The following is a 21904-nucleotide window of genomic DNA, read 5'->3' as shown; positions in this document are numbered from 1 at the left end:
GTCGTTTATCACGGGATGACGAGTAGGATGGACTGTCGGGCAGCATAAAAAATCAGCAGTCCATACTTGAAAAATACGCAAAGGAAAATGGCTTTAAGAATCCCAGACTGTTTATTGACGATGGTTATTCGGGCGTTACCTTTACAAGACCTGCTTTTATGGAAATGATGGATTTAGCGGAGCAGGACAAAACGGAACGCTTATTGTCAAAGACCACTCCAGATTGGGTCGGAACCGCCTTGTTATCGGACAGCTTCTTGAGGAAGATTTTGACCGTATGGGTTGTACGGTATATCGCCATCATGGATAATATCGACACCGACAAAGGGATTAGCGACCCTGTGCCAATGCAGGATTTATTCAATGAATGGCACGCAAAGAATACCAGTCAAAAGGTGCGAAATGTCTTTCGCAACAAATGAATGGCAGGCATTCCTCTTACCACAAACCCGCCATACGGCTATATGAAAAATCCTGAGGATCCAAGGGAGTGGATAATTGACGAGCAGCGGCAAAGGTGGTACGGCAGATTTTTGATATGTGCGTATCTGGCTTAGGTCCGACGCAGATAGCAAAAAAGCTGAAAGCCACCGAGATAATGACGCCAACGGAATATTGGAATAGCATCGGCAGAAATTGCGGCAAACCTCCTGTCAGACCGTTTAACTGGTGTGCAAGTACTGTTGCCGATATTCTTTCTAAACAGGAGTATATCGGAAATACGGTCAACTTTCGAACTACAAGGAAATCCTTTAAGAACAAGAAAAGGCTTGACCGTCCACAGGAGGAATGGCAGGTATTCAAGAATACCCATCCCCCATCCTGCTATCGTTAATGAGGAAGTATTTACACTTGTACAGGAGTTGCGGGAACACCGCCGCAGACCGACCAAAAGCGGTATTGTGAGTATGTTTTCAGGGATGCTCTACTGTGCAGACTGTAATGAAAAGCTGTATTACAGCGTGACGAACAGCTACAAGCGGGAGCAATCTTATTTCTTCTGCTCAAGCTACCGCAAAAATTCCGAGGTCTGCTCGGCACACTATATCCGAGAAAAAGTGGTGTCAGAAGCTGTACTGGAAAGCATGCGGAGAGTATTCTGGTATGTGCAGTATTATGAAAAGCAGTTTGCACAAATGCAGATGCAGTCCTTCGGTGAGGAAAAGAAAAAAGAGCTTGCTGAGAAACGCAGAGAACTTTCGGGGGTAAAAAAGCGTATTAAAGAGATTGATGTGCTAATCCAAAAGATTTATGAGGATAACGCAAGCGGAAAAATCTTGGATGAACGCTTTGCCACAATGTCTTTAGCTTTTGAGGAGGAACAGCGAAAGTTGAATGACGGGGAAGCCTATCTTGAAAGTGAAATAGACAAGAGTGAGGACTTGCAGCGTTTCATTGATAAGGTCAAGTGTATCACGCAGCCAACAGAGCTAAGTGCAGAAGTCGTACACGAGTTTGTTGAGAAAATTGTGGTATCCAAGCCCGATAAGGTGGACGGTAAGCGTCATCAGACTTTGGATATTTACTACAACGGCGTAGGTATTATCAGAGAGCCAACGCCAGAGGAAATGGAAGAATTGTTCGGAGAGCATTTGCAGAAACGGGAAACTTCCACACAGACAGCAAAAACGGCATAGCCATTGGCTACACCATTTAAACAACAAAACTATTATTTTATTAAGATACAAAGCCCTCAATGGTGCACCTTCCTTACGGAGGGTGCACCATCGCTGCTCTCTTTATTTTTTTAGTTATTTTCCAAGTCAGCTGATACGTCACGATTTAAAATATTGGCATCAATTACGTTATAAAACACATTTTTTGCATTATCTACAGTTCAACTTATAATCTGTTTAATGGGACATGTGGGTGCCAACCATTTTTTGTTATGCAATAGTACTATTTTGTTGTTGCATGGATCCGTAGTAAAAGTCCAAGTACAACGAGTTGCGCCAGTTTACATAGCGTTTTGTATCCAGAATGTTGACTAAAAAAAAAGTTCCTATGTCAACCGTCAACAGAGACAATCTGTCCGTTGCAGGACCTGACAGATTTAGAAATGTTCAATCTGTCTCTTATGTATTTTAAATCAATACTCACTAGGAGAAGTTTCCTAACCTCCTAATAGTAATGCTGGTAGTAACATTGTCAAAACTGCTTCCTCTTAGGAACAAGCAAAGCATAACGAGTGTAAAAATAAAATGTAGACTATTGTAACATATCATTGATTATTTCAAGTAAAAACGATAAAAGAAGTAAACAAACACTTAAAAACAATGGAAATTAGTCCCAACTTTAAGAAATGTATACTATAATGGAAATTATCAATTATTTATTTGGAGGAATATCCATGAAACAAAAAATCGCAGTTCTTGGTCCTGGATCTTGGGGCACTGCTTTAGCACAAACATTGGCAGAAAACGGGCATGATGTCCGTATTTGGGGAAATGTACCTGAACAGATTGATGAAATCAATAAGTATCATACAAATCAGCATTTTTTACCTGATTTGACGATCCCAGAATCGATTATCGGATATAAAGAATTGGCAGAAGCAGTGGATAACGCAGATGCTATTTTATTTGTTGTTCCAACAAAAGCGATTCGTTCAGTCGCACAGGAACTTATTGGTAAAATGAATACTAAGCCAATCATTATACATGCAAGTAAAGGACTAGAACAAGATACGCATAAACGAATCTCAGAAGTTTTGGCTGAAGAAATTCCAGAAGAAAAAAGACAGGCAATTGTTGTATTATCTGGTCCTAGCCATGCTGAGGAAGTGGCAGTACATGATATCACAACAATTACAGCTGCAAGTATTGATCAAAAAGCAGCAGCCTATGTACAAAAACTGTTCATGAATGATTATTTCAGGATTTATACAAATAATGATGTGATTGGCGTAGAAACTGGTGCAGCACTGAAAAATATCATTGCAATTGGTGCCGGCGCTATCCATGGATTAGGATTCGGAGATGATGCAAAAGCAGCAATCATGACTCGAGGATTGGCAGAAATCAGCCGTCTTGGTGTCGCGATGGGTGCCAATCCTCTGACATTTATCGGTTTGAGTGGTGTGGGGGACTTGATCGTTACTTGTACAAGTGTTCATTCTCGCAATTGGCGTGCCGGTAACTTGTTAGGACAGGGACATAAGCTGGAAGAAGTTCTAGAAAACATGGGAATGGTCGTTGAGGGTGTGGCAACGACAAAAGCAGCAGTAGAGCTAGCTCAACAGCTAGGTGTTGAGATGCCAATTACTCAAACAATCTATAATGTTTTGTATAATGGAGAAGATATCAAAAAAGCAGCAAAAGAAATCATGTTACGTGACGGAAAAATGGAGAATGAATTTTCTCTTCGTTAAATAGATGATCAATAGTTAATCGTCGTTTAGGAGGAACAGCAAGTGAAGGTCAAAAAAGCAGTCATTCCTGCCGCTGGGCTAGGAACACGTTTTTTGCCGGCAACAAAAGCCATGGCAAAAGAAATGCTTCCAATCGTGGATAAACCAACGATCCAGTTTATTGTGGAAGAAGCATTGGATTCGGGAATCGAAGATATCTTGATCGTAACGGGAAAAGAAAAAAGACCCATTGAAGATCACTTTGATGTAAATATCGAATTGGAAAACAATTTGCGGGAAAAGGAAAAAACAGAATTACTCGCTTTAGTTGAAGAAACGACTCAAGTCAATCTTCACTTCATCCGTCAATCTCATCCAAGAGGACTGGGGGATGCCGTGCTTCAAGCAAAAGCATTTATAGGAAATGAACCGTTTGTCGTCATGCTGGGGGATGATTTGATGAAAGATGATATCCCATTGACTCAACAATTGATGATGGATTATGAAGAAACACAAGCTTCCGCTGTTGCCGTCATGCGTGTACCAGAAAATGAAACATCTAAATACGGAATTATTGATCCTAAAACAGATAGCGAAAAGGGTCGTTGCAGAGTAAAAGGGTTTGTAGAAAAACCTGAAATGGGAAAAGCACCAAGTAATTTAGCCATTATCGGACGTTATCTACTGACTCCTAAAATATTTGAGATATTAGAAACTCAAGAACCAGGAGCAGGAAACGAGATACAGCTAACGGATGCACTTCAGACTCTTAACCATACAGAGGCGGTCTATGCGAGAGAGTTTAAAGGAAAAAGATACGACGTAGGCGATAAGTTAGGATATATGAAGACAAATATTGAATATGGACTTCAACATTCGGAAATTGGGACTTCATTAAGTGCATATATTATCCAGTTGAGTAAAAAGCTAAGAACAGAAAGTTAACTGGAAATAAGTGGCCTGCTGAGAATGAAAGGCTATTTGTTATTAAAGCGGCAGCTTGTGCGTCATTTGCGCAACTGTCGTTTTAGTTTTTTGACTCTAGATCAGTTGAGTCGTGGAAAACGAAAGATAGAAAAAGACTTTCGTGAATAGATTCAGAAAATATTCTGCTAATGGTTTAATTTTTTTTAAGTTGTATAAAAGAAAATGATTACATAAGAGAAATGAAAGCCAAGCCAGAAGATTCATAGTAGAATAAAAAGGCGAATTTTTTAATTATAAAAAAAGGTGTGTGTTCACTATGGGAAAATTAGTCGCTGTTGCACAGTCGCTGCTTGATATACTCAAGTGGCTGATGGAAGGAAGCAATTGGATATTTGTGTTGCCACTATTGCTTATTAGTCTATTTATCATGTTTCGCATGGTCAGAAAAAAAGAAACGTTTCTGATTTTTATCTGGTATGCAGCATCCGTTGCGGTTGCTACCTTGATGGTTGAATTGGCGTTAGGTAGTTGGGAAGCTTGCGTATTTGCTTTATTTTTTGCTGTACTGTATCTAATCATTTATATCCCATATATGAAAAGAAAGTCTCGGATAGGCAGAAAAGGTAGACATACAACTACTTTTTCTAGTACAGATTCTCTCGAACAAAGTAGGAGAACGAGAAGAAGACGGTAATATTTAGTAGGTATACGCAAAAAAAAGATAAAATAATGGATAAACTATTGAGATGAGAGATTTATTTAATTGGTGAAAAAAGCTTTTTTCACTTATATAAAAGAATCTTTTTTAAAGGAATGCTTGTTGTATCGGGATAAGCCATTCCTTTTTTTATGTTATTTATATATATATAAATCATACCAATGTTTTTTTGTATTTTCGTGCTTGCACTTGGATAAGAGATTACTTACAATAAATTCAGATAGAAACAGCTGAATAAAAAAAGGCTCCCTGACCCTTAGTTGGCGCTAAGAATCAGGGAATGACCAGTCACACACATACACCCTGACCGATCATTTTGCCATAGTCAATGCAGTGCATCGACCTAATTTATTGTACCTAATCTAGGGTGAAAATTCTACCCCTATGTAGATATTTTCCATGGTCTGCACGTTGTTTTATTTGCTATGTCAAGGTATTGGGCGTATTCGTTCAATGCCTTTTTTGTGTTTGAAACAGCAAAGACCACATGTGTTACTGTCTAACTACTGTTTTTTTATGTACTTCCTTAGATTAGGCAGCTGTTTCTATTCATGTCAAGTATAGCTAGGCGGGAGAGATAAATGAGTTTATGTTATTTTGACTATTATCACCAATTGGAAGAGAAATTAAGGATAGAAGAGCCGCTGATGCTTCAAGCTGGCACTTGGATCGCGAAACAAATTAATCAAGGTGGTAGATTGCAGATATATGCTAGCCGCACACTAAGTGGTGTAGCATTTGAATTTTGGGATCAAACCCCGGATCTTGTACCAAGTATATTGATTGAAAATCCAGCCGGAGGTGTCTATGAAACGCTAGAAGGTGCAGGACAGGCAATTATTGATCAGCTTTCTGTCAAAGTGGTGTAGCATTTGAATTTTGGGATCAAACCCCGGATCTTGTACCAAGTATATTGATTGAAAATCCAGCCGGAGGTGTCTATGAAACGCTAGAAGGTGCAGGACAGGCAATTATTGATCAGCTTTCTGTCAAATCAGAAGACATTTTTCTTCTTCTTTCGAATGAAGGAAGAAACCCGGCAATCATCGAACTAGCTCAGTGGATCAAAGAAAATGGTCATCCATTAATCATTGTTACTGGATTTGATTTGTCACGAAGTATCAAATCGCAACATAGCAGTGGTTTGCGATTATTTGAATTTGCTGATTTGGTTTTGGACAACCACGCCAATTTACATGATGCAGTCTTGACTTTGCCAAATCTAGATCCAGCGATCTGCGGAACAGCCTCTCTTGCAACGATCTTTTTGCTGCAGCAAGTTTTGTATTTTACAGCAAAACAGCTAGTCCAGGACACAAGTGGAAAATAGTTATCCACATGTTGACAAAGTTCCTTAAAAAAATAATGTTCCACATAAAAATGGAGCGTTTGAAAAAAAGAAAACGATTATTAATGAGGATTAACAACGACTACTTTTTTTATTTTAGTTATTTTAAGATGGATCATCTTTGATTTTAAGCTTGTTTTGTTTAAAGTTTGTTATTTTTATAAGTTGTTTCACAGTTATGAGAAATGAGTTATAAGAATATGTAGTGTCAGAAAAATAAAAAGTAGTGGAAAAAGAGACAAGAAAGAATCAATATGGATTCTTTCTTGTCTCTTAATACACGTTGATGAAAGAGTCTTCCCCAAAACTCTTTACAAAGTAATTATAGTACATTTGTTATCATTATTGCAATGAAGTTTACCTGATATAACAAAATTGTCCAACAGGATACCTTTTTCTAATAGAAATAAAATACACAAAAATTGAAGGATAGATAATGGATATTTATAAGTGTTTATTATTTTTTTTGCAATGAAATTCAATTTTTCAATGATTGTAAAATGAAAAAAACAGGACGAGATTTTCTCTAATCTAAAAATAAAAAAAGAATTTTAAGGAAAAACAGAGAAATAAAATACTTAATATAAATGGAAAGAGAAAAAAATAATCATACATAGGAGAAAAAAAGCAAAATAGAAAAAAGTGATTTTCTAATAAATTATTCATGTGGAAATGTCATTTTTGCTGTATAATTCATTTGATTATCCATTTTTTATTCATCAAAATTACTGAAAAAAGAAAGGAAGAAATAAATTTGAAGAAAACAAATTCTTCAGGAAAACCGAAACGCGACTTCACTAAATTATCGACACCGCATACGTATGTCATTATTTTTGGTGTAGTCATCTTTGCATGGATACTGACTTTTGTCGTTCCAGCAGGAAAGTTCAGCACGCAAGATATTGAATACAAAGATGCAAATGGCGAAACAAGTACTCGTACTGTTTTACGTCAAGATTCCTTCCGTTATGCTTACGAGCTGGATAAGTCGTATGTGTTTGATCAATTAGAAGAACTGCAAGATCATCCAGCAGAACGTGAAAAACTGGATGTTCCGGAAAAAGGATTGGAAAAAGTCATTGCTGACGGAGAAAAAAATCTTACGCAGGAAAAACTAGATGAAATCTCCTTGACAGATGATGTGCTTTACGATCAGTACGGCGAAAATATCTATGATACTTCTAAAAAATTGCATAAAACAGCCAAAATATGGGGAACAGATGATTTTGGCGGCTTTGGTTTCTTAAATTTTGTTTTTGAAGGACTAGTATCTGGAGATAAGTATGGATCTGCTGTAGGAATCGCTGCATTGATCCTTGTTGTTGGAGGCGCTTTTGGTATTATTATGCGTACCGGAGCGATCGACGCAGGTATCTATGCGTTTATCAGTAAAACTAAGGGACTGGAGCGTTTAGCTTTACCGCTATTATTCTTTGCTTTTTCATTCGGTGGCGCTACATTCGGGATGGCAGAAGAGGTAATTCCATTCTCAATGGTGATGGTTCCATTTGTCATTGCGTTAGGATATGACTCGATCGTAGCAGTAACCGTGACTTATGTCGCATCTCAAGTCGGAAATGCGACCTCTTGGATGAGCCCGTTTAGCGTAGCGGTGGCTCAAGGGATTGCTGGAATCCCCGTGTTGTCTGGTGCGACATTCCGATTGATTATGTGGGTAGTTGTTACTGCATTAGCCGCTGGTTATATGATGATATATGCAGAAAAAATCCGTAAAAAACCAGAAAGTTCGTTGACTTACAAATCAGATGATTATTTCCGTTCTCATATCAAAAAGACATCTGATGAAAATAAAAAATTCATGCTTGGGCATAAACTGATCTTATTGGAGATGTTAGTTGTCCTTGTCTGGATCGTTTGGGGCGTGACTCAAAAAGGCTATTACATTCCAGAAATCGCTTCTCAATTCTTTGTGATGGGATTAGTTGCTGGAATCATTGCTGTTCTTTTCAAATTAGATGGAATGAAAGTCAATGACATCGCTTCTTCTTTCCAATCTGGTGCAGCTGATTTAGCTGGTACAGCAATCGTAGTAGGGATGGCCAAAGGAATCCTTCTTGTCTTGGGAGGATCTGATGCATCTGTTCCTTCAGCTTTGAATACGATTTTGCATGGAATCGGGACTGCGTTGACCGGTGTTCCAGCTGTCATTGGTGCTTGGGCGATGTACATCTTCCAAAGTTTGTTCAACTTGGTTGTTACATCAAATTCAGGACAAGCAGCTTTGACTATGCCGATCATGGCTCCACTGGCAGATTTAGTAGGTGTATCCAGACAAGTAGCAGTTCTTGCTTATCAGCTTGGTTCAGGTTTTATGGACGCTTTTACACCCGTATCAGCCAGCTTGATTGGTGTGCTAGGTGTTGCACGGATCGAATGGGCAAAATGGGCAAGATTCCAAATCAAGATGCAAGGATTCCTTTTTGTTTTGGGAACTATTTTCATCATGATTGCCATTGCGATAGGTCTGCAGTAGTACTGGAGACCTGTAAATAAAAAAGTAATCCAAACAGTAGATAAGGACTCCAAGAACCGTCATTTTACGGTAAAATCAAAGGAGTAAAGATTCTATCGTTTGGATTATTTTTTAAGATCCTATCATCAGTTATACTTAAAGAAAGAGGAAAAATGTATGAAAATCATTCGACAAATTGAAGTGTTTGCACCAGATTACTTAGGAAAAATGGATGTACTGATTGCCGGTGGGAAGATTTTGGCTGTAGAAGAACAGCTAGAAGGCGGCTACGAAGGAGTGGAAGTAGAAGAACTTTCAGGTGAGGGAAAATTACTAACCCCGGGTTTCATTGACTGTCATTTCCATATTTTAGGTGGAGGAGGAGAAGGCGGCTATCAAAATCGAACGCCAGAAGTCACATTGAGCCAATTGACTACAGCTGGTGTAACGACAGTTGTCGGTTGTTTGGGAACAGACGGAGAAGGTAGAGATATGACTGCGTTGATCAGCAAAGCGAAAGGTCTGGAAGCAGAAGGAATCTCCACTTATGTATATGAAGGTTCGTACCGATTGCCGGTAAAAACAGTAACAGATTCTATCATCAAAGACTTTTTGACAATTGATAAAATTATCGGAATCGGAGAAATCGCAGTATCCGATCACCGTTCTTCTCAGCCAAGTTTTGAAGAGTTCGCTCGTGCAGTAGCAGATGCTCGTGTAGGAGGCATGTTATCCGGAAAAGCTGGGATTATCAATGTCCACTTAGGCGGAGGAAAAAGAAAGCTAGAGCTATTGACACGAATCGTAGAAGAAACAGAAATTCCGATCACACAATTTTTGCCTACTCATGCGAATCGCACACCAGAATTATTTGAAGCTTGCGTGGCATTTGCCAAACGTGGTGGCACGATTGACTTCACTGCTAGCGAAGATCCTGATTTTTGGGAGAAGACAGATGGTGAAGTTCGCTTCAGCAAAGCACTGAAACGATTGATCGAGGAAGATGTTTCTTTAGATAATTTCACGATGACCTCAGATGGACAAGGAAGCTTGCCTTATTTTGATGAAAACAATCATTTCCTGGGATTAGGAGTAGGAAGTGCCAAGGCATTGCTAGTAGGGATCAAAGAAGCTGTGCAAAAAGAAAGTATCCCTTTGGAAATCGCCTTACGAGCTATAACTTGCAACCCAGCACGTATATTGAAATTGGATAAAAAAGGAAAAATCGAAATTGGTGCTGATGCAGATCTGTGTATCTTGGATAAAGAAACGCTTGATATTGATACAGTTATCGCTAAAGGAGAAATAATGGTCCAAGAAAAAGAAGTCAAAGTATGGGGGACTTTCGAAAAAAGTTTTTAATCAACAGCTCTAACTATCTTTTTTAGAAAACGAGCGTTCTGTTTGTCTGTATCTGTTGTTGATGTTACCCTGAAGGTAGATTAATAAACAAACTAAGAGGAGGAAGCACAATGGCAGATTTAAAAGGACGTTCTAAAGATATGAAAGATAAAGTAGTCGGTGAAGGAAAAGAAGCATACGGTAAAGCAACAGACGATAAGAGCAAAGAAACAGAAGGGAAAGCACAATCACTAGGTGCTGACATCAAAGAAAAAGCTCGAAATTTAGGCGATGAAGTCAAAGACAAGTTTTCTCGAAAAGACGAAAAAAAATAAAAACCACTTATTACTAATTGAATCAAGCAAATAGAAATCCGAACCGTATCTGTCTCGCAGATATGGTTCGGATTTTTTATTTGATCATTATCCTGTTTTTTAAACTTCGATTTTTTGAAATTTTTTATTTTTTAGTTCAAAGACTTCATCACAGCTTTTTGCTACTTCAATCTCATGAGTCACGAGGATAATACAGCGATTTTGTTCATGGGCGATTTCTTGGAAAAGTTTGACGATATCTTGTGAAGTTGTTTCATCTAGATTTCCAGTAGGCTCATCCGCTACGATTAGTTGATGTTCACAGCAGATAGCACGAACGATAGCGACTCGCTGCTGCTGACCTCCCGAAAGTTTGGTCACCTGTTTTTTTGCTAATATTTCATCAATTCCTACACGAGCCAGTCGATCTAAAGCAACTTGTTGATAATTCTCTTGTTTGGTCTTAGTGATTTCCATTGCTGCTATGACGTTGTCTAGAGCCGATAAATAAGGAAGCAAGTTGTAAGCTTGGAAAATAATCGAGACATCATTTTTACGATAACTTCTTAACCCGATTTTGTTCAGTGAACGATCTTGATAGTATACCTTTCCTTCTTTTGGTGTATCTAGTCCAGAAATAAGCGAAAGAAAAGTCGTTTTTCCAGAACCACTTGCTCCTAAAATAGCGTACATTTTTCCAGCTTCGAAATTCAGTTCTACATATTTGTAAAGCGCATCTTGCGGATCTTGATACCAAAATCCCAATTGTTCTGTCCGTAACATCAAATTCCTCCTTTAGTTTAATAGGATTTTTCTTGGATTTAATCTTAATATCCCTATAGAAGCTAAAAAGACAGAAAACAGGCTGATTCCAAATGCTACTCCGACTAATAGTCCCAATTGTGCAGGTTTGACATTGATTTCCAATTCGCTGACTTGATCAGAAACAGCAAATGGATTATTCGTGTTTCCTTGTTGACCACCGCGTTGACCGCCTTGTTCTTGTCTGTTACTTGGCATTTGTCCACCGCCAGGAGCTTGCTGGTTTTGTGTCGTGGTTTCTGTCTGTTGGTCAAGTAGCTGCTGTCCCACGGCATTCGCGACGACGTTTCCGCTAATCGAAGCAACTCCTAATGCAAGAATCATACAAATAGCCACTTCGGTAAACAATTGGAGAATGATTTTACTTCTGGATTCTCCTAAAGATAGCAAGACGCCTAACTCATGCCGACGCTCCCGTATGGTAATCATAATGATCAGAGTAAGTATGATAATACCGGCTACAGCCACTAGTAAAACAACATTTTTAGAAAAACTTGCCACGTTGTTTAAAGGTTCCAACATTGACTGATACATGGAATCATTTGATTGTAAGCAAAATGTATCTGTGTCGATCAGCTTCTCAGCTTCTTTGAGAAACTCATCCATTTTATCTGGATCAGATAGAGTGTAAATAGCAGAATCTATCGTGTTATCGTCAGATGTCCCATTTAGTTCATTTGCAAAAGTATAAGAGGTGTAAAGTGTATTCGAGGGATTCATGAAGTTGAATTTCATACCCATACTGCTGCTTGTTTCGCTGGATTCATAAATTCCTTTGATCGTCATTTCATAAGTGGTATCTTCATCTTCAGTACTCGTGATTGTGAAAGTATCTCCGACTGCCAGGTCATTTGTTTCTGCTAGAGTAGAATCAATGACTACATTGTTTGTGCCTTTGTCGCTGTCATCTATTCCTTCACCATCCGTGATTTTTGCTGTTCCATCAGAAAAATTACTATTTTGTGCAGTTGCTGACACACCACTGATTTGAAAGTCTGCTTGAGTCATTTGCGGATTCCCGCCCATTCCTCCGGCAGGTTCACCGCCTACATCGGTAGTTTCTGAACTGTCTTCACTTGAATCAGAACTAGTGATGGCAGTTATTCCATCTTTTGCCATAGCTGAGGCGGAACTTTCAAAGGAATAACTCTTTACATTATCTAATTCAGCTATTTTTTTCGCGTCCGTTAAGGAAACTGGTGTAAGAGAAAAACTGCCTGGATCTGGACGTTCTTCAGTGGTAGAACCGCTTGAAGAAGTTTGTTCCTGTTTTTTAAATGAAGCTTCTCGATTGGCACTTAAAGTCACTGTTGCTCCAACTTCTTTTTGTGCTTGATTCGCTGCTTCTTCTGCAGCGCTTCGAATCGTAAGGCCAGCTAGCACAAAAATAAGAATGGCTGTGAACACGGCAAACAATAACAATGAACGTCCCCATTTTACTTTTGTACTTTTCCATGCACGTTTCATAAAATTCATATTTTGCATCCCTCCTAGTAGATGCATTTGATAATAGACAACCTATCTTAAAGCTAGCTTAAATCTTATGCTGTTTGCACACCATCAACATGAGGTTCTGTATATATAAAAAGTCACTATAGTTATTGCAAAAAATGTGGTAAAATGAAAAAAGTATGTTTCAAACCGACGAAGAAGAAATGAAAGAGGAATAGCAAAAGAAATCCTAGATGCTACAGAGGGATTTTTACGTGCATAGTTGTTCTAACAATTGCTGATACTAGCGATTTAGTTTATTTGTTGTATAATAATGGGGAACAGCTGAATACTTATATAAGTATTCTGGCTATAGCGTTTCGCAAAAGATCCATTTTGTTAATGAAGTATATCCAAAATAAAATGCCCATCCAACTGTCAGAACGCGGATGTGCTGGTAATTTTCCTGCTGATTCTCCATAAGTTGAGAAATAGTGATTTTGCATATGCTTCATTGGAATGGCTCATATATTTAGATAAAGAAGAAAATCGACATCTTTAAACTTGGATGTCATAAGAAGAGGTGAAGTTTGTGAGTACCATTAAAATTATCCCATTAGGCGGCGTTCGTGAAAATGGAAAAAACATGTATGTCGCAGAAGTGGGCGAGGATATTTTTATTTTAGATTGTGGGCTAAAATATCCTGAAAATGAGTTGTTGGGGATCGACGTCGTAATTCCTGATTTTACGTATTTAGAAGAAAACATTGATCGTGTAGCTGGTGTCTTTTTAACACATGGACATGCAGATGCGATCGGGGCACTTCCTTACTTGTTGTCAAAAATTTCTGTACCAGTATTCGGAACAGAGTTGACGATCGAGTTAGCAAAATTGAATGTCAGTCGTAATGAAGCAGCCAAAGGATTTAAGGATTTCCATGTGGTAGATGAGCATACAGAAATCGACTTTGGTGAAACAGTAGTGAGCTTTTTCCGTACCACTCATACGATACCAGATTCAGTAGGTATCAATCTAAAAACAAAAGAAGGCAGTATCGTTTATACGGGAGATTTTAAATTTGACCAAACGGCTATCCCAATGTATCAAACAGATTATGCACGATTGGCGGAAATCGGCAAAGAAGGAGTCTTAGCCTTACTAAGTGAATCGGCAAATGCAGAAAATCCTCAGCCTGTAGCTTCTGAAGCCCAAATAGCAGATGAAGTATTTGATACGATCAAATATTGGGAAGGGCGTATCATCGTCGCTTGTGTAGCAAGTAATTTGCAACGAGTGCAACAAGTATTGGATGCAGCAGAAAAAGCACAACGAAAAGTTGTCTTGACTGGTCAAGATTTCGAACGAATTATTCGCACAGCGATGCGTTTAGAAAAACTTCAATTACCAAGTGAAGATCTGCTTGTTACGTTGAAAGACATGAAAAACTATGATCCAGAAGAACTGATCATTTTAGAAACTGGCCGAATGGGTGAACCCATCAAGTCTCTGCAAAAAATGGCAAACGGTACACACCGTAATGTCAAGATTGAAGAAGGGGATTTGGTTTATATCACTACTACGCCAAGCATCGCGATGGAAACCATCGTGGCGAAAACGGAAGATATCATTTATCGAGCTGGTGGAACAGTGAAGTTGATCTCTGAGAATATGCGCGTTTCTGGCCATGCCAATCCTAATGACTTGCAATTAATGATCAATTTGATGAAACCAACATATTTTGTGCCAGTTCAAGGAGAGTATCGTGAATTAGCTGCTCATGCAGATTTGGCTCATGCAGTAGGGATGCCATACAAAAATATCTATATTACTGGACGCGGAGACGTGCTGGAATATAAGAACAAGCGTATGAGTGTTGCAGGAACTACAAGTGCAGAAAATGTAATGATTGATGGATTAGGCATAGGTGATATCGGAAACATTGTTTTACGTGATCGAAAAATCTTGTCAGAAGACGGGATTTTCGTAGCGGTTGTTACTATCAGTCGGCGAGAAAAGAAAATCATTTCAAAACCTCAAATTACTTCACGGGGATTCGTTTACGTAAAAGCTAGCCGTGATCTGATGAAAGAAAGCAGCAATATGATTGAAACAATCGTTGAGAAACATTTAGAAAGCAATGATTTTGAGTGGAGCAAATTAAAGCAAGACATCCGAGATCAATTAGGCCGTTACTTATTTGAACAAACAAAACGCCGCCCAGTGATCTTGCCAGTCATTATGGAAGCTACTCAACGTCGAAATAAAAAATAAACAAAAAGAGTAAGATGAACCTCTCTATAGAGTGCTCGTCTTGCTCTTTTTTTGCGAAAAACAAATAATTTTTGAATACAGCATCCCTCGCTTTATAATAAACGATAGAATAAAGGGAGTGAATCAATGATGAGTCAAACAAAAGTCGAACGTTATTTAGAAGAACAAAAGATCAGCTATCAACCACTTGATTTTAGTCATGTGGTAGAAGAATCTTTCACAGAAGAACTACAAAAAAGAGGGATTGATCCAGCTTTGATATGTAAAACTCTCGTAGTGAAAGGAAACAAAACTGGGGTGATCATCGCATTGATTCCTTTGAACGATCACTTAGATTACAAAAAAACGAGACAAGTGACGAAAGATCGTAAAGTTGGTTTTCCTGGAATGGATTTTGTATTAATGCATACAGGATATCCCCACGGAGCAAACACCCCTATTGGAATAAAACTCGCACATCCTGATTATTGTTTTTTAGCAGACAGTTCTTTAAAAGAAAAAGAAGAAGTAATTGTGTCAAGCGGTGAAATCGGGAGAAGCCTTCGGATAAAAGTAGCCGATTTAGAAAAGATCGTCCATCCTATTTACGCTGATTTAATTAGTTAAGGGACGAGAAGAGAAGCTAAGCAGAGCAGAGACCTCAAACTTGAGATTATATCTGCTTGGTACTTGGTGCATCCTGTATTATCTGTTACAATTGCTTTGTACATACTGTACTATCAATCCAATGAAAATATATTTAGCAGCTATATTTTTTCATTGATGTGCAAGTGATGAAATCGTTTTTAATAAAAAAGATACAGAGAAAACGCGAGGTGTAAAATATGAAAATTACGTATCATGGACATTCCTGTTTAACAATTGAAATGGAAAATGGCCAACGCGTGATGATTGACCCGTTTATTACAGGAAATCCATTGACAGACTTAACTGCAGAAGAAGTAAAGACAGATTGGTTGCTGATTACTCATGGTCATAGTGACCACATAGGAGATATGATTCCTATTGCAAAAGAAAATCAAGCCACAATTATCAGTATTGTTGAGATTGCTGATTATGCGAACAGCAGAGGAGTAGATTCATTCGGTATGAATATCGGTGGAAAACATGCGTTTCCATTCGGCGTGGTAAAATTCGTACATGCACAGCATAGCTCAAGCTATGAAGTAGACGGTATCGTTCAGTATATGGGCGAGCCTAGCGGAATTATTATTCAAGCAGAAGGAAAAACGATTTATCATGCAGGGGATACTGCTTATTTCAGTGATCTAGGATTGCTTGCAGAAGAATTCGATATTGATGTCGCTTTCTTGCCGATTGGCGATAACTATACGATGGGGCCAGAAGATGCAGCAAAGGCTGCGCAAACAATTCGTGCCAAGAAAGTAGTTCCAATCCATTACAATACTTTCCCTGTCATTGAACAAGATCCCGAATCTTTTGTAGAGTTACTGGAAGATAGTGAAGGAAAAATAATGAGCGTCTCGGAAACGCTGGAAGTGTAGGCAGAAAATGGCGACAAAACATGATTTGATTTTAGAATATATTGAAAGTTTACCTGTTGGCAATCGAATTTCTGTAAGAAGCATCGCAAAAGAATTGAATGTCAGTGAAGGAACAGCGTACCGTGCAATCAAAGATGCGGAAAATGTCGGACTAGTTTCAACAATTCAACGAGTAGGGACCATCCGTATCGAACGCAAATTAAAAAAACATATTGAACGTTTGACATTTGGCGAGGTCGTCAGGATCATTGAAGGGGACGTTTTAGGCGGGGCGGCAGGATTAGACAAGGTCTTGAATAAATTCGTCATCGGCGCGATGACTAAACATGCCATGGAACGCTATATTACGCCAGGATCACTAATGATCGTCGGCAACCGGGCGGAAGTCCAAAAATTAGCATTGGAAGATGGCGCCGCAGTATTGATCACAGGAGGATTCAATACGACTGCTGAGATTGCAAAGCTAGCTGATGATCTTGAAATGCCGATCTTACGCACCTCTTATGATACATTTACAGTCGCAACCATGATCAACCGAGCGTTAAGCGACCAATTGATCAAAAAAGATATCATGCTTGTCAGTGATATCTATATGCCAGCTGAAAAGACTCATTATTTGCAGCAGACAGATACGATTTCTGATTATCAGCGTTTGTCAGAAGAAACGCAGCATTCGCGTTTTCCAGTCGTCAACCGCCATCATCGTTTGATGGGGATTGTTACGGCAAAAGATGTTTTAGGGAAATCGCCAAACCAGATCATCGATCGGGTGATGACGAAAGAACCAATCAGTGTAAAGAAAACAATGAGTATTGCTTCTGTTAGCCATCAAATGATCTGGGATGGGCTAGAAGTCATGCCGGTCGTTTCCGATGACTTGACATTGGAAGGCTTGATTACCCGGCAAGATGTAATGAAAGCGATGCAGCTTGTCCAGCGACAACCGCAGATTGCAGATACGATTTCGGATCAGATATCTGGAAATATCCATACGATTGATACTGACCGTGAAGGAAATCGTTTGGAAAACCCTAAGTTCAAATTCGTAGTAGCACCACAAATGGTCAATGGCGTTGGAACCATTTCTTTTGGCGTACTTAGCGAAATCATTTCTGATGTCGCACAAAAAACAATGGTGATGAACCAAAAACGAAATATCTTGATTGAACAAGTGAACCTACATTATTTGCGGCTGATCCAATTGGAAAGCGAATTAGACATTCGTCCACGTGTATTGGAAATCGGCAGACGTTCCGCTAAACTGGATATCGAAGTGTTTATTGAAAACACCATCGTTTCCAAAGCAATCGTTGTTTGTCAAGTAATGGAACGTTCTTAGAAAGCAGGAGTGAAATGACAGTACAGCAAGAAATAGTAGATACAATAAAAAAATACGATAAAATCATTATCCACAGGCATTTGCGCCCTGATCCTGATGCATTAGGATCACAAGTAGGATTAGCCGAACTATTACGGGAAAGTTTCCCAGAAAAAGAAATACGTCAAGTAGGTGAAACGATTGAAGGGCTTCGCTTTTTAGCAGAAATGCAAGAAGTTGAAGATGTCTTCTACCAAGGAGCGCTAGTCATCGTGACTGATACAGCTAATTCACCCAGAATCAGTGATCAAAGATATCAGTTGGCAGAAAAACTGATCAAAATCGACCATCATCCCAATGATGACCCTTATGGAGATCTTGTGTGGGTAAATACAAAAGCAAGTAGCTGTAGTGAGATGATTGCAGAATTTGCTTTGATGTTTCCTGAATCTTTAAAGATGAACGTTAAGGCTGCACGGTTACTTTATGCAGGAATCGTCGGAGATACAGGGCGCTTTTTGTATCCCTCCACGACGTCCCGTACATTAGAGATTGCTTCGATATTGAGAAATTATCCATTTGATGCAAGTGCTTTGAACAGAGAGATTGAACAAATGCCGATGAAAGTCGCTAAACTTTCCGGTTATCTTTATCAAAATATCCAGGTGGATGAAAATGGTGCAGGAAGAATAATCCTTCCGCAAGAAATTCTTGATAAATATGGAATCGATGATTCAGAGACAGCTTCGATCGTTTCACTTCCTGGAGTGATTGATGAAGTGCTGGCTTGGGGGATTTTTGTTCAGCAGCCTTCAGGGTATTACCGCGTACGTTTACGTTCTAAGGGGCCGATCATCAATGAATTGGCTAAACGCCATCATGGAGGAGGCCATCCATTAGCAAGTGGTGCGAATGCAAAAGATTTAGCAGAAGTAGAGGAAATCTATAAAGAGATCCAAGATATATGCCAATCGTATAAGAGCAGAAAAACAGAATGATACTTCGTTCGAAAACGTGCCTTTTGTAGTAAAAATCACAAATGTATCTTTTCAAGATCTTCTTTTTCCGTTACAATAGTGCTCACTAAAGATTTTAAAGGAGAAAGAAGATGACATTACCAAATTGCCCAGAATGTGGCTCAGAGTACACATATGAAGATCGAGGCTTGTTGATTTGCCCAGAATGCGGGAACGAATGGAACAAAGAAGAACAAGAAACTGTCATAGAAGACGGATTAGTGGTATTAGATGCAAATGGAAACCGTCTGTTAGAGGGCGATAGCGTGACAGTGATTAAAGACTTGAAAGTAAAAGGTGCGTCAGGTGCCATTAAACAAGGAACAAAAGTCAAGAACATCCGTTTAGTAGAAGGCGATCATAATATTGATTGCAAGGTAGAAGGATTTGGACCGATGAAACTGAAATCGGAATTTGTGAAAAAGAATTAAAGAATATTCAAGGTCTTTTCACATTCTTTTCCTGCTACTAATGATAAAATAAAGTAAACGAAAAGGAGTGAAACGACAATGTATGGTTATGGAATGTATGGTTTTTTAGATCCGACATTTCTTTTGGTCATTCTTGGATTAGTTATTTCCGGAATTGCGTCAGCGTACGTCAATAGTACTTTCCGAAAATACGATCAAGTGAGAAGCAAAAACAATGTGACTGGTACACAAGCAGCACAATATATATTACAAAGTCAACAGATAAATAATGTCGGTGTTCAACAAATTGCCGGAGATCTCACAGATAACTACAATTCAGGTAATAAGATGTTGAGTTTGTCTCAAGCAACTGCACAGTCTACTTCAGTTGCTGCGATAGGTGTAGCAGCTCATGAATGCGGACATGCGGTGCAAGATGCTTCGGGTTATGTCCCATTGAAGATTCGTGCAGCACTTGTTCCAGCAGCTAACTTTGGTTCGATGATTTCGTTCCCATTGATTATGGTAGGTGTATTGCTTAGCTGGAACTCTACGTTAATCAATATCGGGATTTTCGCTTTTTCTTTAGCGTTACTGTTCCAATTGGTGACATTACCAGTCGAATTTAACGCGTCTCGGCGAGCAATCCAAATTTTGAGTGAAGGCGGACTACTGACGGAAGAAGAAGTACCGATGGCAAGACACGTATTATTTGCAGCAGCACTGACTTATGTTGCAGCAGCACTTTCGACATTCCTGCAGCTGTTGCGCTTGATCTTATTGTTCGGCGGCAACCGAAGAGATTAAAATAAAGAAGTTGTGAAATCAGTGCTTTGATCTGAGCTAATACCGAGAGTTAGCTGATTGAATACCGTTTATTTGGAATAAGAGGATGTGACAAGAATTTTGTCACATCCTCTTTGTTTTGTTCTCATAACCTTTTTTCATATACAGTTCATGAACCGCTTTTATTAACTCGCCAAATAACACTGTATTGTGCGTTTTATCCAGATAGAAAGTCTCCGTTTCATCTGAAATTTTCTCATGCTGATCTGTAATGATCAAATCAGCATGTTCTGAATATGCGGTAATTTTAACAGCATCTTTGCGAAATAACTGCTGCAAATGGCTTTGAAGATGATAATTTCCTGTAAACTGTTTGGTTATCTGTAAATGGACGAGTAACTGCTCTTTCGTTTCTGTTTGTAGTAAGTGTTGGATCAATTGACTAAGGTATTGACTGATTTGGTTTCTTTCCCCATTTTTTGAAAAAATTGTATCGATTTTTTCTCTTAATTTCTTTTCCTGTATAAAAGAACTAGAATGATTGGACGTGGCTTCTGGAAAGCAAAGTGTAGAAAAACTACTGCTGGATTCACCCAACAGTTCGAAAAAAACAACTGCCAACACAAGAAAATAAAAATAAATTGGTATTTTATTTTCTAAATGGTTGAGAGGAAACTGTTGAGTTAAGTAAGTCATCAATTGACCGACTTGTCGACAAATAAGGTTTTTGCTTGTGGAAAATAAGAAACCAATCTCCTGTTTTTGTCGAAAAGAGATTTGATTTGGAAAAAAACAATAGAAAAAATAATTAAAGTAGGCTCTCTCTGTTTCTGTCTCTTCACAAGGACAACTCACTGAAAAAGAAGTAAAGTATTCTGAATAATCATGTGTATGCTGCAATAAGTCCATCAATTCAGTGATTTCAGAAGAAGTTTTTGGAAAATATGCCTGTTGTTTGTTTCGTAATATGAATAAAGTTAACAGCAAGTAGATATTTTTTTCTTGTTTTGAAATTTTTTCTATTTGCTCATCTGTACTGTTCATTTTTAGTGCATTTAATTCAAGTGAGGAAAATGGCCAATCGTTACCTCCAAATGTATCTGAAAGAAAAAAGTAAAGATAGAGACGGATAGATAACTCATTTCCTTCAAGAGTACAGCAATTTTTTACAGATAGGATCCGTAAATGGAATTTTTTTAAGGAATGATTGAGCTGTTTTGTCAATTTTTCGAGATAGGAGGGCGATATATAAAGTTGTTCAAGTAAATATTTTTTTGGTACAGCAGTTTGTGGATAATTGATTAGTAACATCAAATAGTTAAAACGATTGGATTCTTTTAGGTAGCATAATTTTAACTTAGAAAAAACAGCTAACTTTTTAGGTTGATCAGTTTCTTTGGTTTGGATCTCTCCTTTATGATTAGAATAAATAAATTCATCAATCAATAAAAATTGCTTGAGTGATACATTTATTTTTCGGATCAGTTCTTTGATTGTCCGTTTTGGAATATGTAAGTCATTGGATAATTCTTGTAAAGAACAATTATTTTTTTGAATGACCATTTGTAGAACAAGTAACTCTTTTTTTCTTGCTTCAATTAGCATAAATACCTCCTTTTTATTCTGTTTTTGTATATAGTTAGACAAAAACTGTGAGTGGAAAGTCATTTCAGTCTGTGTTATTCTCACAGAGCGTCGCCTTCTTTTTTATATAACGTTATTTAATTTTTTTGTTACCTTGTTTATTCTATTGTTTATTTCCTAGGGTATTTTGTCAAGATATTCTTTTTTAAGGCGAAAAAATTGATTTTTAATGGATATAACTAAATATATTTTGATAATTATCAATAATATTTTTAGAATTATTTATGTTA

At 38.3% G+C, this 21904-nt stretch carries 19 protein-coding genes and 2 pseudogenes; 18 read left to right on the top strand and 3 right to left on the bottom strand.

Translation table 11 applies throughout. The features are described from left to right. Positions 1-32: 32 nt before the first annotated feature. The 11 genes and pseudogenes from RBL01_RS09775 (at position 33) to RBL01_RS09725 (ending at position 10491) form a co-directional block, all read left to right on the top strand. Complete coding sequence (locus RBL01_RS09775) at positions 33-422, top strand: recombinase family protein (protein ID WP_080115230.1); 390 nt, start codon at positions 33-35, stop codon at positions 420-422. A gap of 116 nt (positions 423-538) precedes the next feature. Then, positions 539-835: a recombinase family protein gene (locus tag RBL01_RS09770; protein WP_025478945.1), complete on the top strand. Its 297-nt coding sequence runs from the start codon at positions 539-541 to the stop codon at positions 833-835. 73 nt (positions 836-908) lie between these two features. Further along, positions 909-1637, top strand: a complete 729-nt coding sequence (locus tag RBL01_RS09765) for a DUF4368 domain-containing protein (RefSeq protein WP_099119700.1) — start codon at positions 909-911, stop codon at positions 1635-1637. A 713-nt stretch (positions 1638-2350) separates the two neighbouring features. Continuing rightward, positions 2351-3370, top strand: coding sequence for an NAD(P)H-dependent glycerol-3-phosphate dehydrogenase (locus RBL01_RS09760; RefSeq protein ID WP_002287121.1), 1020 nt, complete (start codon positions 2351-2353; stop codon positions 3368-3370). Positions 3371-3412: 42 nt separating this feature from the next. Continuing rightward, positions 3413-4294 carry a UTP--glucose-1-phosphate uridylyltransferase GalU gene (gene galU, locus RBL01_RS09755; protein ID WP_002328180.1) on the top strand — a complete coding sequence of 294 codons (882 nt, stop codon included), beginning with the start codon at positions 3413-3415 and terminating at the stop codon, positions 4292-4294. A 298-nt stretch (positions 4295-4592) separates the two neighbouring features. Next, complete coding sequence (locus RBL01_RS09750; RefSeq protein WP_002298948.1) at positions 4593-4970, top strand: hypothetical protein; 378 nt, start codon at positions 4593-4595, stop codon at positions 4968-4970. A 605-nt stretch (positions 4971-5575) separates the two neighbouring features. Continuing rightward, a pseudogene (locus RBL01_RS09745) lies at positions 5576-5719 on the top strand (sugar isomerase); the annotation flags it as partial. Between the two features lie 134 nt (positions 5720-5853). Then, positions 5854-6324, top strand: a pseudogene (locus tag RBL01_RS09740) (SIS domain-containing protein); the annotation flags it as partial. 772 nt (positions 6325-7096) lie between these two features. Further along, entirely contained in the window at positions 7097-8836 is a 1740-nt protein-coding gene (gene yfcC, locus RBL01_RS09735; RefSeq protein WP_002294022.1) for a putative basic amino acid antiporter YfcC, read from the top strand. A 156-nt stretch (positions 8837-8992) separates the two neighbouring features. Continuing rightward, positions 8993-10177: a beta-aspartyl-peptidase gene (gene iadA / locus RBL01_RS09730; RefSeq protein ID WP_002327221.1), complete on the top strand. Its 1185-nt coding sequence runs from the start codon at positions 8993-8995 to the stop codon at positions 10175-10177. Between the two features lie 110 nt (positions 10178-10287). Continuing rightward, positions 10288-10491, top strand: coding sequence for a CsbD family protein (locus RBL01_RS09725; protein WP_002287127.1), 204 nt, complete (start codon positions 10288-10290; stop codon positions 10489-10491). A 99-nt stretch (positions 10492-10590) separates the two neighbouring features. On the opposite strand, the gene RBL01_RS09720 is transcribed toward RBL01_RS09725, so the two are convergent. Further along, a complete protein-coding gene (locus tag RBL01_RS09720; protein ID WP_307780829.1) occupies positions 10591-11253 on the bottom strand; it encodes an ABC transporter ATP-binding protein in 663 nt (220 codons plus the stop codon). Positions 11254-11265: 12 nt separating this feature from the next. Continuing rightward, positions 11266-12768 (bottom strand): ABC transporter permease, encoded by a 1503-nt coding sequence (locus RBL01_RS09715; protein ID WP_307780828.1) that lies wholly within the window; start codon positions 12766-12768, stop codon positions 11266-11268. Positions 12769-13315: 547 nt separating this feature from the next. Here RBL01_RS09715 and RBL01_RS09710 point away from each other — a divergent pair. The 7 genes from RBL01_RS09710 (at position 13316) to RBL01_RS09680 (ending at position 20051) form a co-directional block, all read left to right on the top strand. After that, complete coding sequence (locus RBL01_RS09710) at positions 13316-14995, top strand: ribonuclease J (RefSeq protein WP_002287130.1); 1680 nt, start codon at positions 13316-13318, stop codon at positions 14993-14995. A gap of 126 nt (positions 14996-15121) precedes the next feature. After that, positions 15122-15601, top strand: coding sequence for an aminoacyl-tRNA deacylase (locus RBL01_RS09705; protein WP_002287132.1), 480 nt, complete (start codon positions 15122-15124; stop codon positions 15599-15601). A 218-nt stretch (positions 15602-15819) separates the two neighbouring features. Beyond that, positions 15820-16500, top strand: coding sequence for a metal-dependent hydrolase (locus RBL01_RS09700; RefSeq protein WP_002287133.1), 681 nt, complete (start codon positions 15820-15822; stop codon positions 16498-16500). A gap of 7 nt (positions 16501-16507) precedes the next feature. Beyond that, positions 16508-17839, top strand: a complete 1332-nt coding sequence (locus RBL01_RS09695; protein WP_002287134.1) for a DRTGG domain-containing protein — start codon at positions 16508-16510, stop codon at positions 17837-17839. 14 nt (positions 17840-17853) lie between these two features. Next, positions 17854-18816, top strand: a complete 963-nt coding sequence (locus RBL01_RS09690) for a DHH family phosphoesterase (RefSeq protein ID WP_002287135.1) — start codon at positions 17854-17856, stop codon at positions 18814-18816. 110 nt (positions 18817-18926) lie between these two features. Further along, positions 18927-19265 (top strand): zinc ribbon domain-containing protein YjdM, encoded by a 339-nt coding sequence (locus RBL01_RS09685; RefSeq protein WP_002287137.1) that lies wholly within the window; start codon positions 18927-18929, stop codon positions 19263-19265. 78 nt (positions 19266-19343) lie between these two features. Beyond that, positions 19344-20051, top strand: coding sequence for a zinc metallopeptidase (locus RBL01_RS09680; RefSeq protein WP_002287139.1), 708 nt, complete (start codon positions 19344-19346; stop codon positions 20049-20051). Between the two features lie 102 nt (positions 20052-20153). On the opposite strand, the gene RBL01_RS09675 is transcribed toward RBL01_RS09680, so the two are convergent. Beyond that, positions 20154-21635: a helix-turn-helix domain-containing protein gene (locus RBL01_RS09675; protein ID WP_058128633.1), complete on the bottom strand. Its 1482-nt coding sequence runs from the start codon at positions 21633-21635 to the stop codon at positions 20154-20156. Positions 21636-21904: the final 269 nt, after the last annotated feature.

Source organism: Enterococcus sp. SB12, from assembly GCF_030910025.2.
Classification (GTDB): Bacteria; Bacillota; Bacilli; order Lactobacillales; family Enterococcaceae; genus Enterococcus_B; species Enterococcus_B faecium.
Note: the sequence above shows the minus strand (reverse complement) of the source record. Positions and strands in the feature narration are given on the sequence as shown.

Bases quoted from the DNA above. Each gene is read 5' to 3' on its own strand.
- RBL01_RS09725 (WP_002287127.1), top strand. From the start codon at position 10,288: ATGGCAGATTTAAAAGGACGTTCTAAAGATATGAAAGATAAAGTAGTC.
- RBL01_RS09685 (WP_002287137.1), top strand. From the start codon at position 18,927: ATGACATTACCAAATTGCCCAGAATGTGGCTCAGAGTACACATATGAA.
- RBL01_RS09715 (WP_307780828.1), bottom strand. From the start codon at position 12,768: ATGAATTTTATGAAACGTGCATGGAAAAGTACAAAAGTAAAATGGGGA.
- RBL01_RS09705 (WP_002287132.1), top strand. From the start codon at position 15,122: ATGATGAGTCAAACAAAAGTCGAACGTTATTTAGAAGAACAAAAGATC.
- RBL01_RS09675 (WP_058128633.1), bottom strand. From the start codon at position 21,635: ATGCTAATTGAAGCAAGAAAAAAAGAGTTACTTGTTCTACAAATGGTC.
- RBL01_RS09690 (WP_002287135.1), top strand. From the start codon at position 17,854: ATGACAGTACAGCAAGAAATAGTAGATACAATAAAAAAATACGATAAA.
- RBL01_RS09770 (WP_025478945.1), top strand. From the start codon at position 539: ATGTGCGTATCTGGCTTAGGTCCGACGCAGATAGCAAAAAAGCTGAAA.
- iadA (WP_002327221.1), top strand. From the start codon at position 8,993: ATGAAAATCATTCGACAAATTGAAGTGTTTGCACCAGATTACTTAGGA.
- RBL01_RS09695 (WP_002287134.1), top strand. From the start codon at position 16,508: ATGGCGACAAAACATGATTTGATTTTAGAATATATTGAAAGTTTACCT.
- RBL01_RS09700 (WP_002287133.1), top strand. From the start codon at position 15,820: ATGAAAATTACGTATCATGGACATTCCTGTTTAACAATTGAAATGGAA.
- RBL01_RS09760 (WP_002287121.1), top strand. From the start codon at position 2,351: ATGAAACAAAAAATCGCAGTTCTTGGTCCTGGATCTTGGGGCACTGCT.
- RBL01_RS09720 (WP_307780829.1), bottom strand. From the start codon at position 11,253: ATGTTACGGACAGAACAATTGGGATTTTGGTATCAAGATCCGCAAGAT.
- RBL01_RS09750 (WP_002298948.1), top strand. From the start codon at position 4,593: ATGGGAAAATTAGTCGCTGTTGCACAGTCGCTGCTTGATATACTCAAG.
- RBL01_RS09765 (WP_099119700.1), top strand. From the start codon at position 909: ATGTTTTCAGGGATGCTCTACTGTGCAGACTGTAATGAAAAGCTGTAT.
- RBL01_RS09680 (WP_002287139.1), top strand. From the start codon at position 19,344: ATGTATGGTTATGGAATGTATGGTTTTTTAGATCCGACATTTCTTTTG.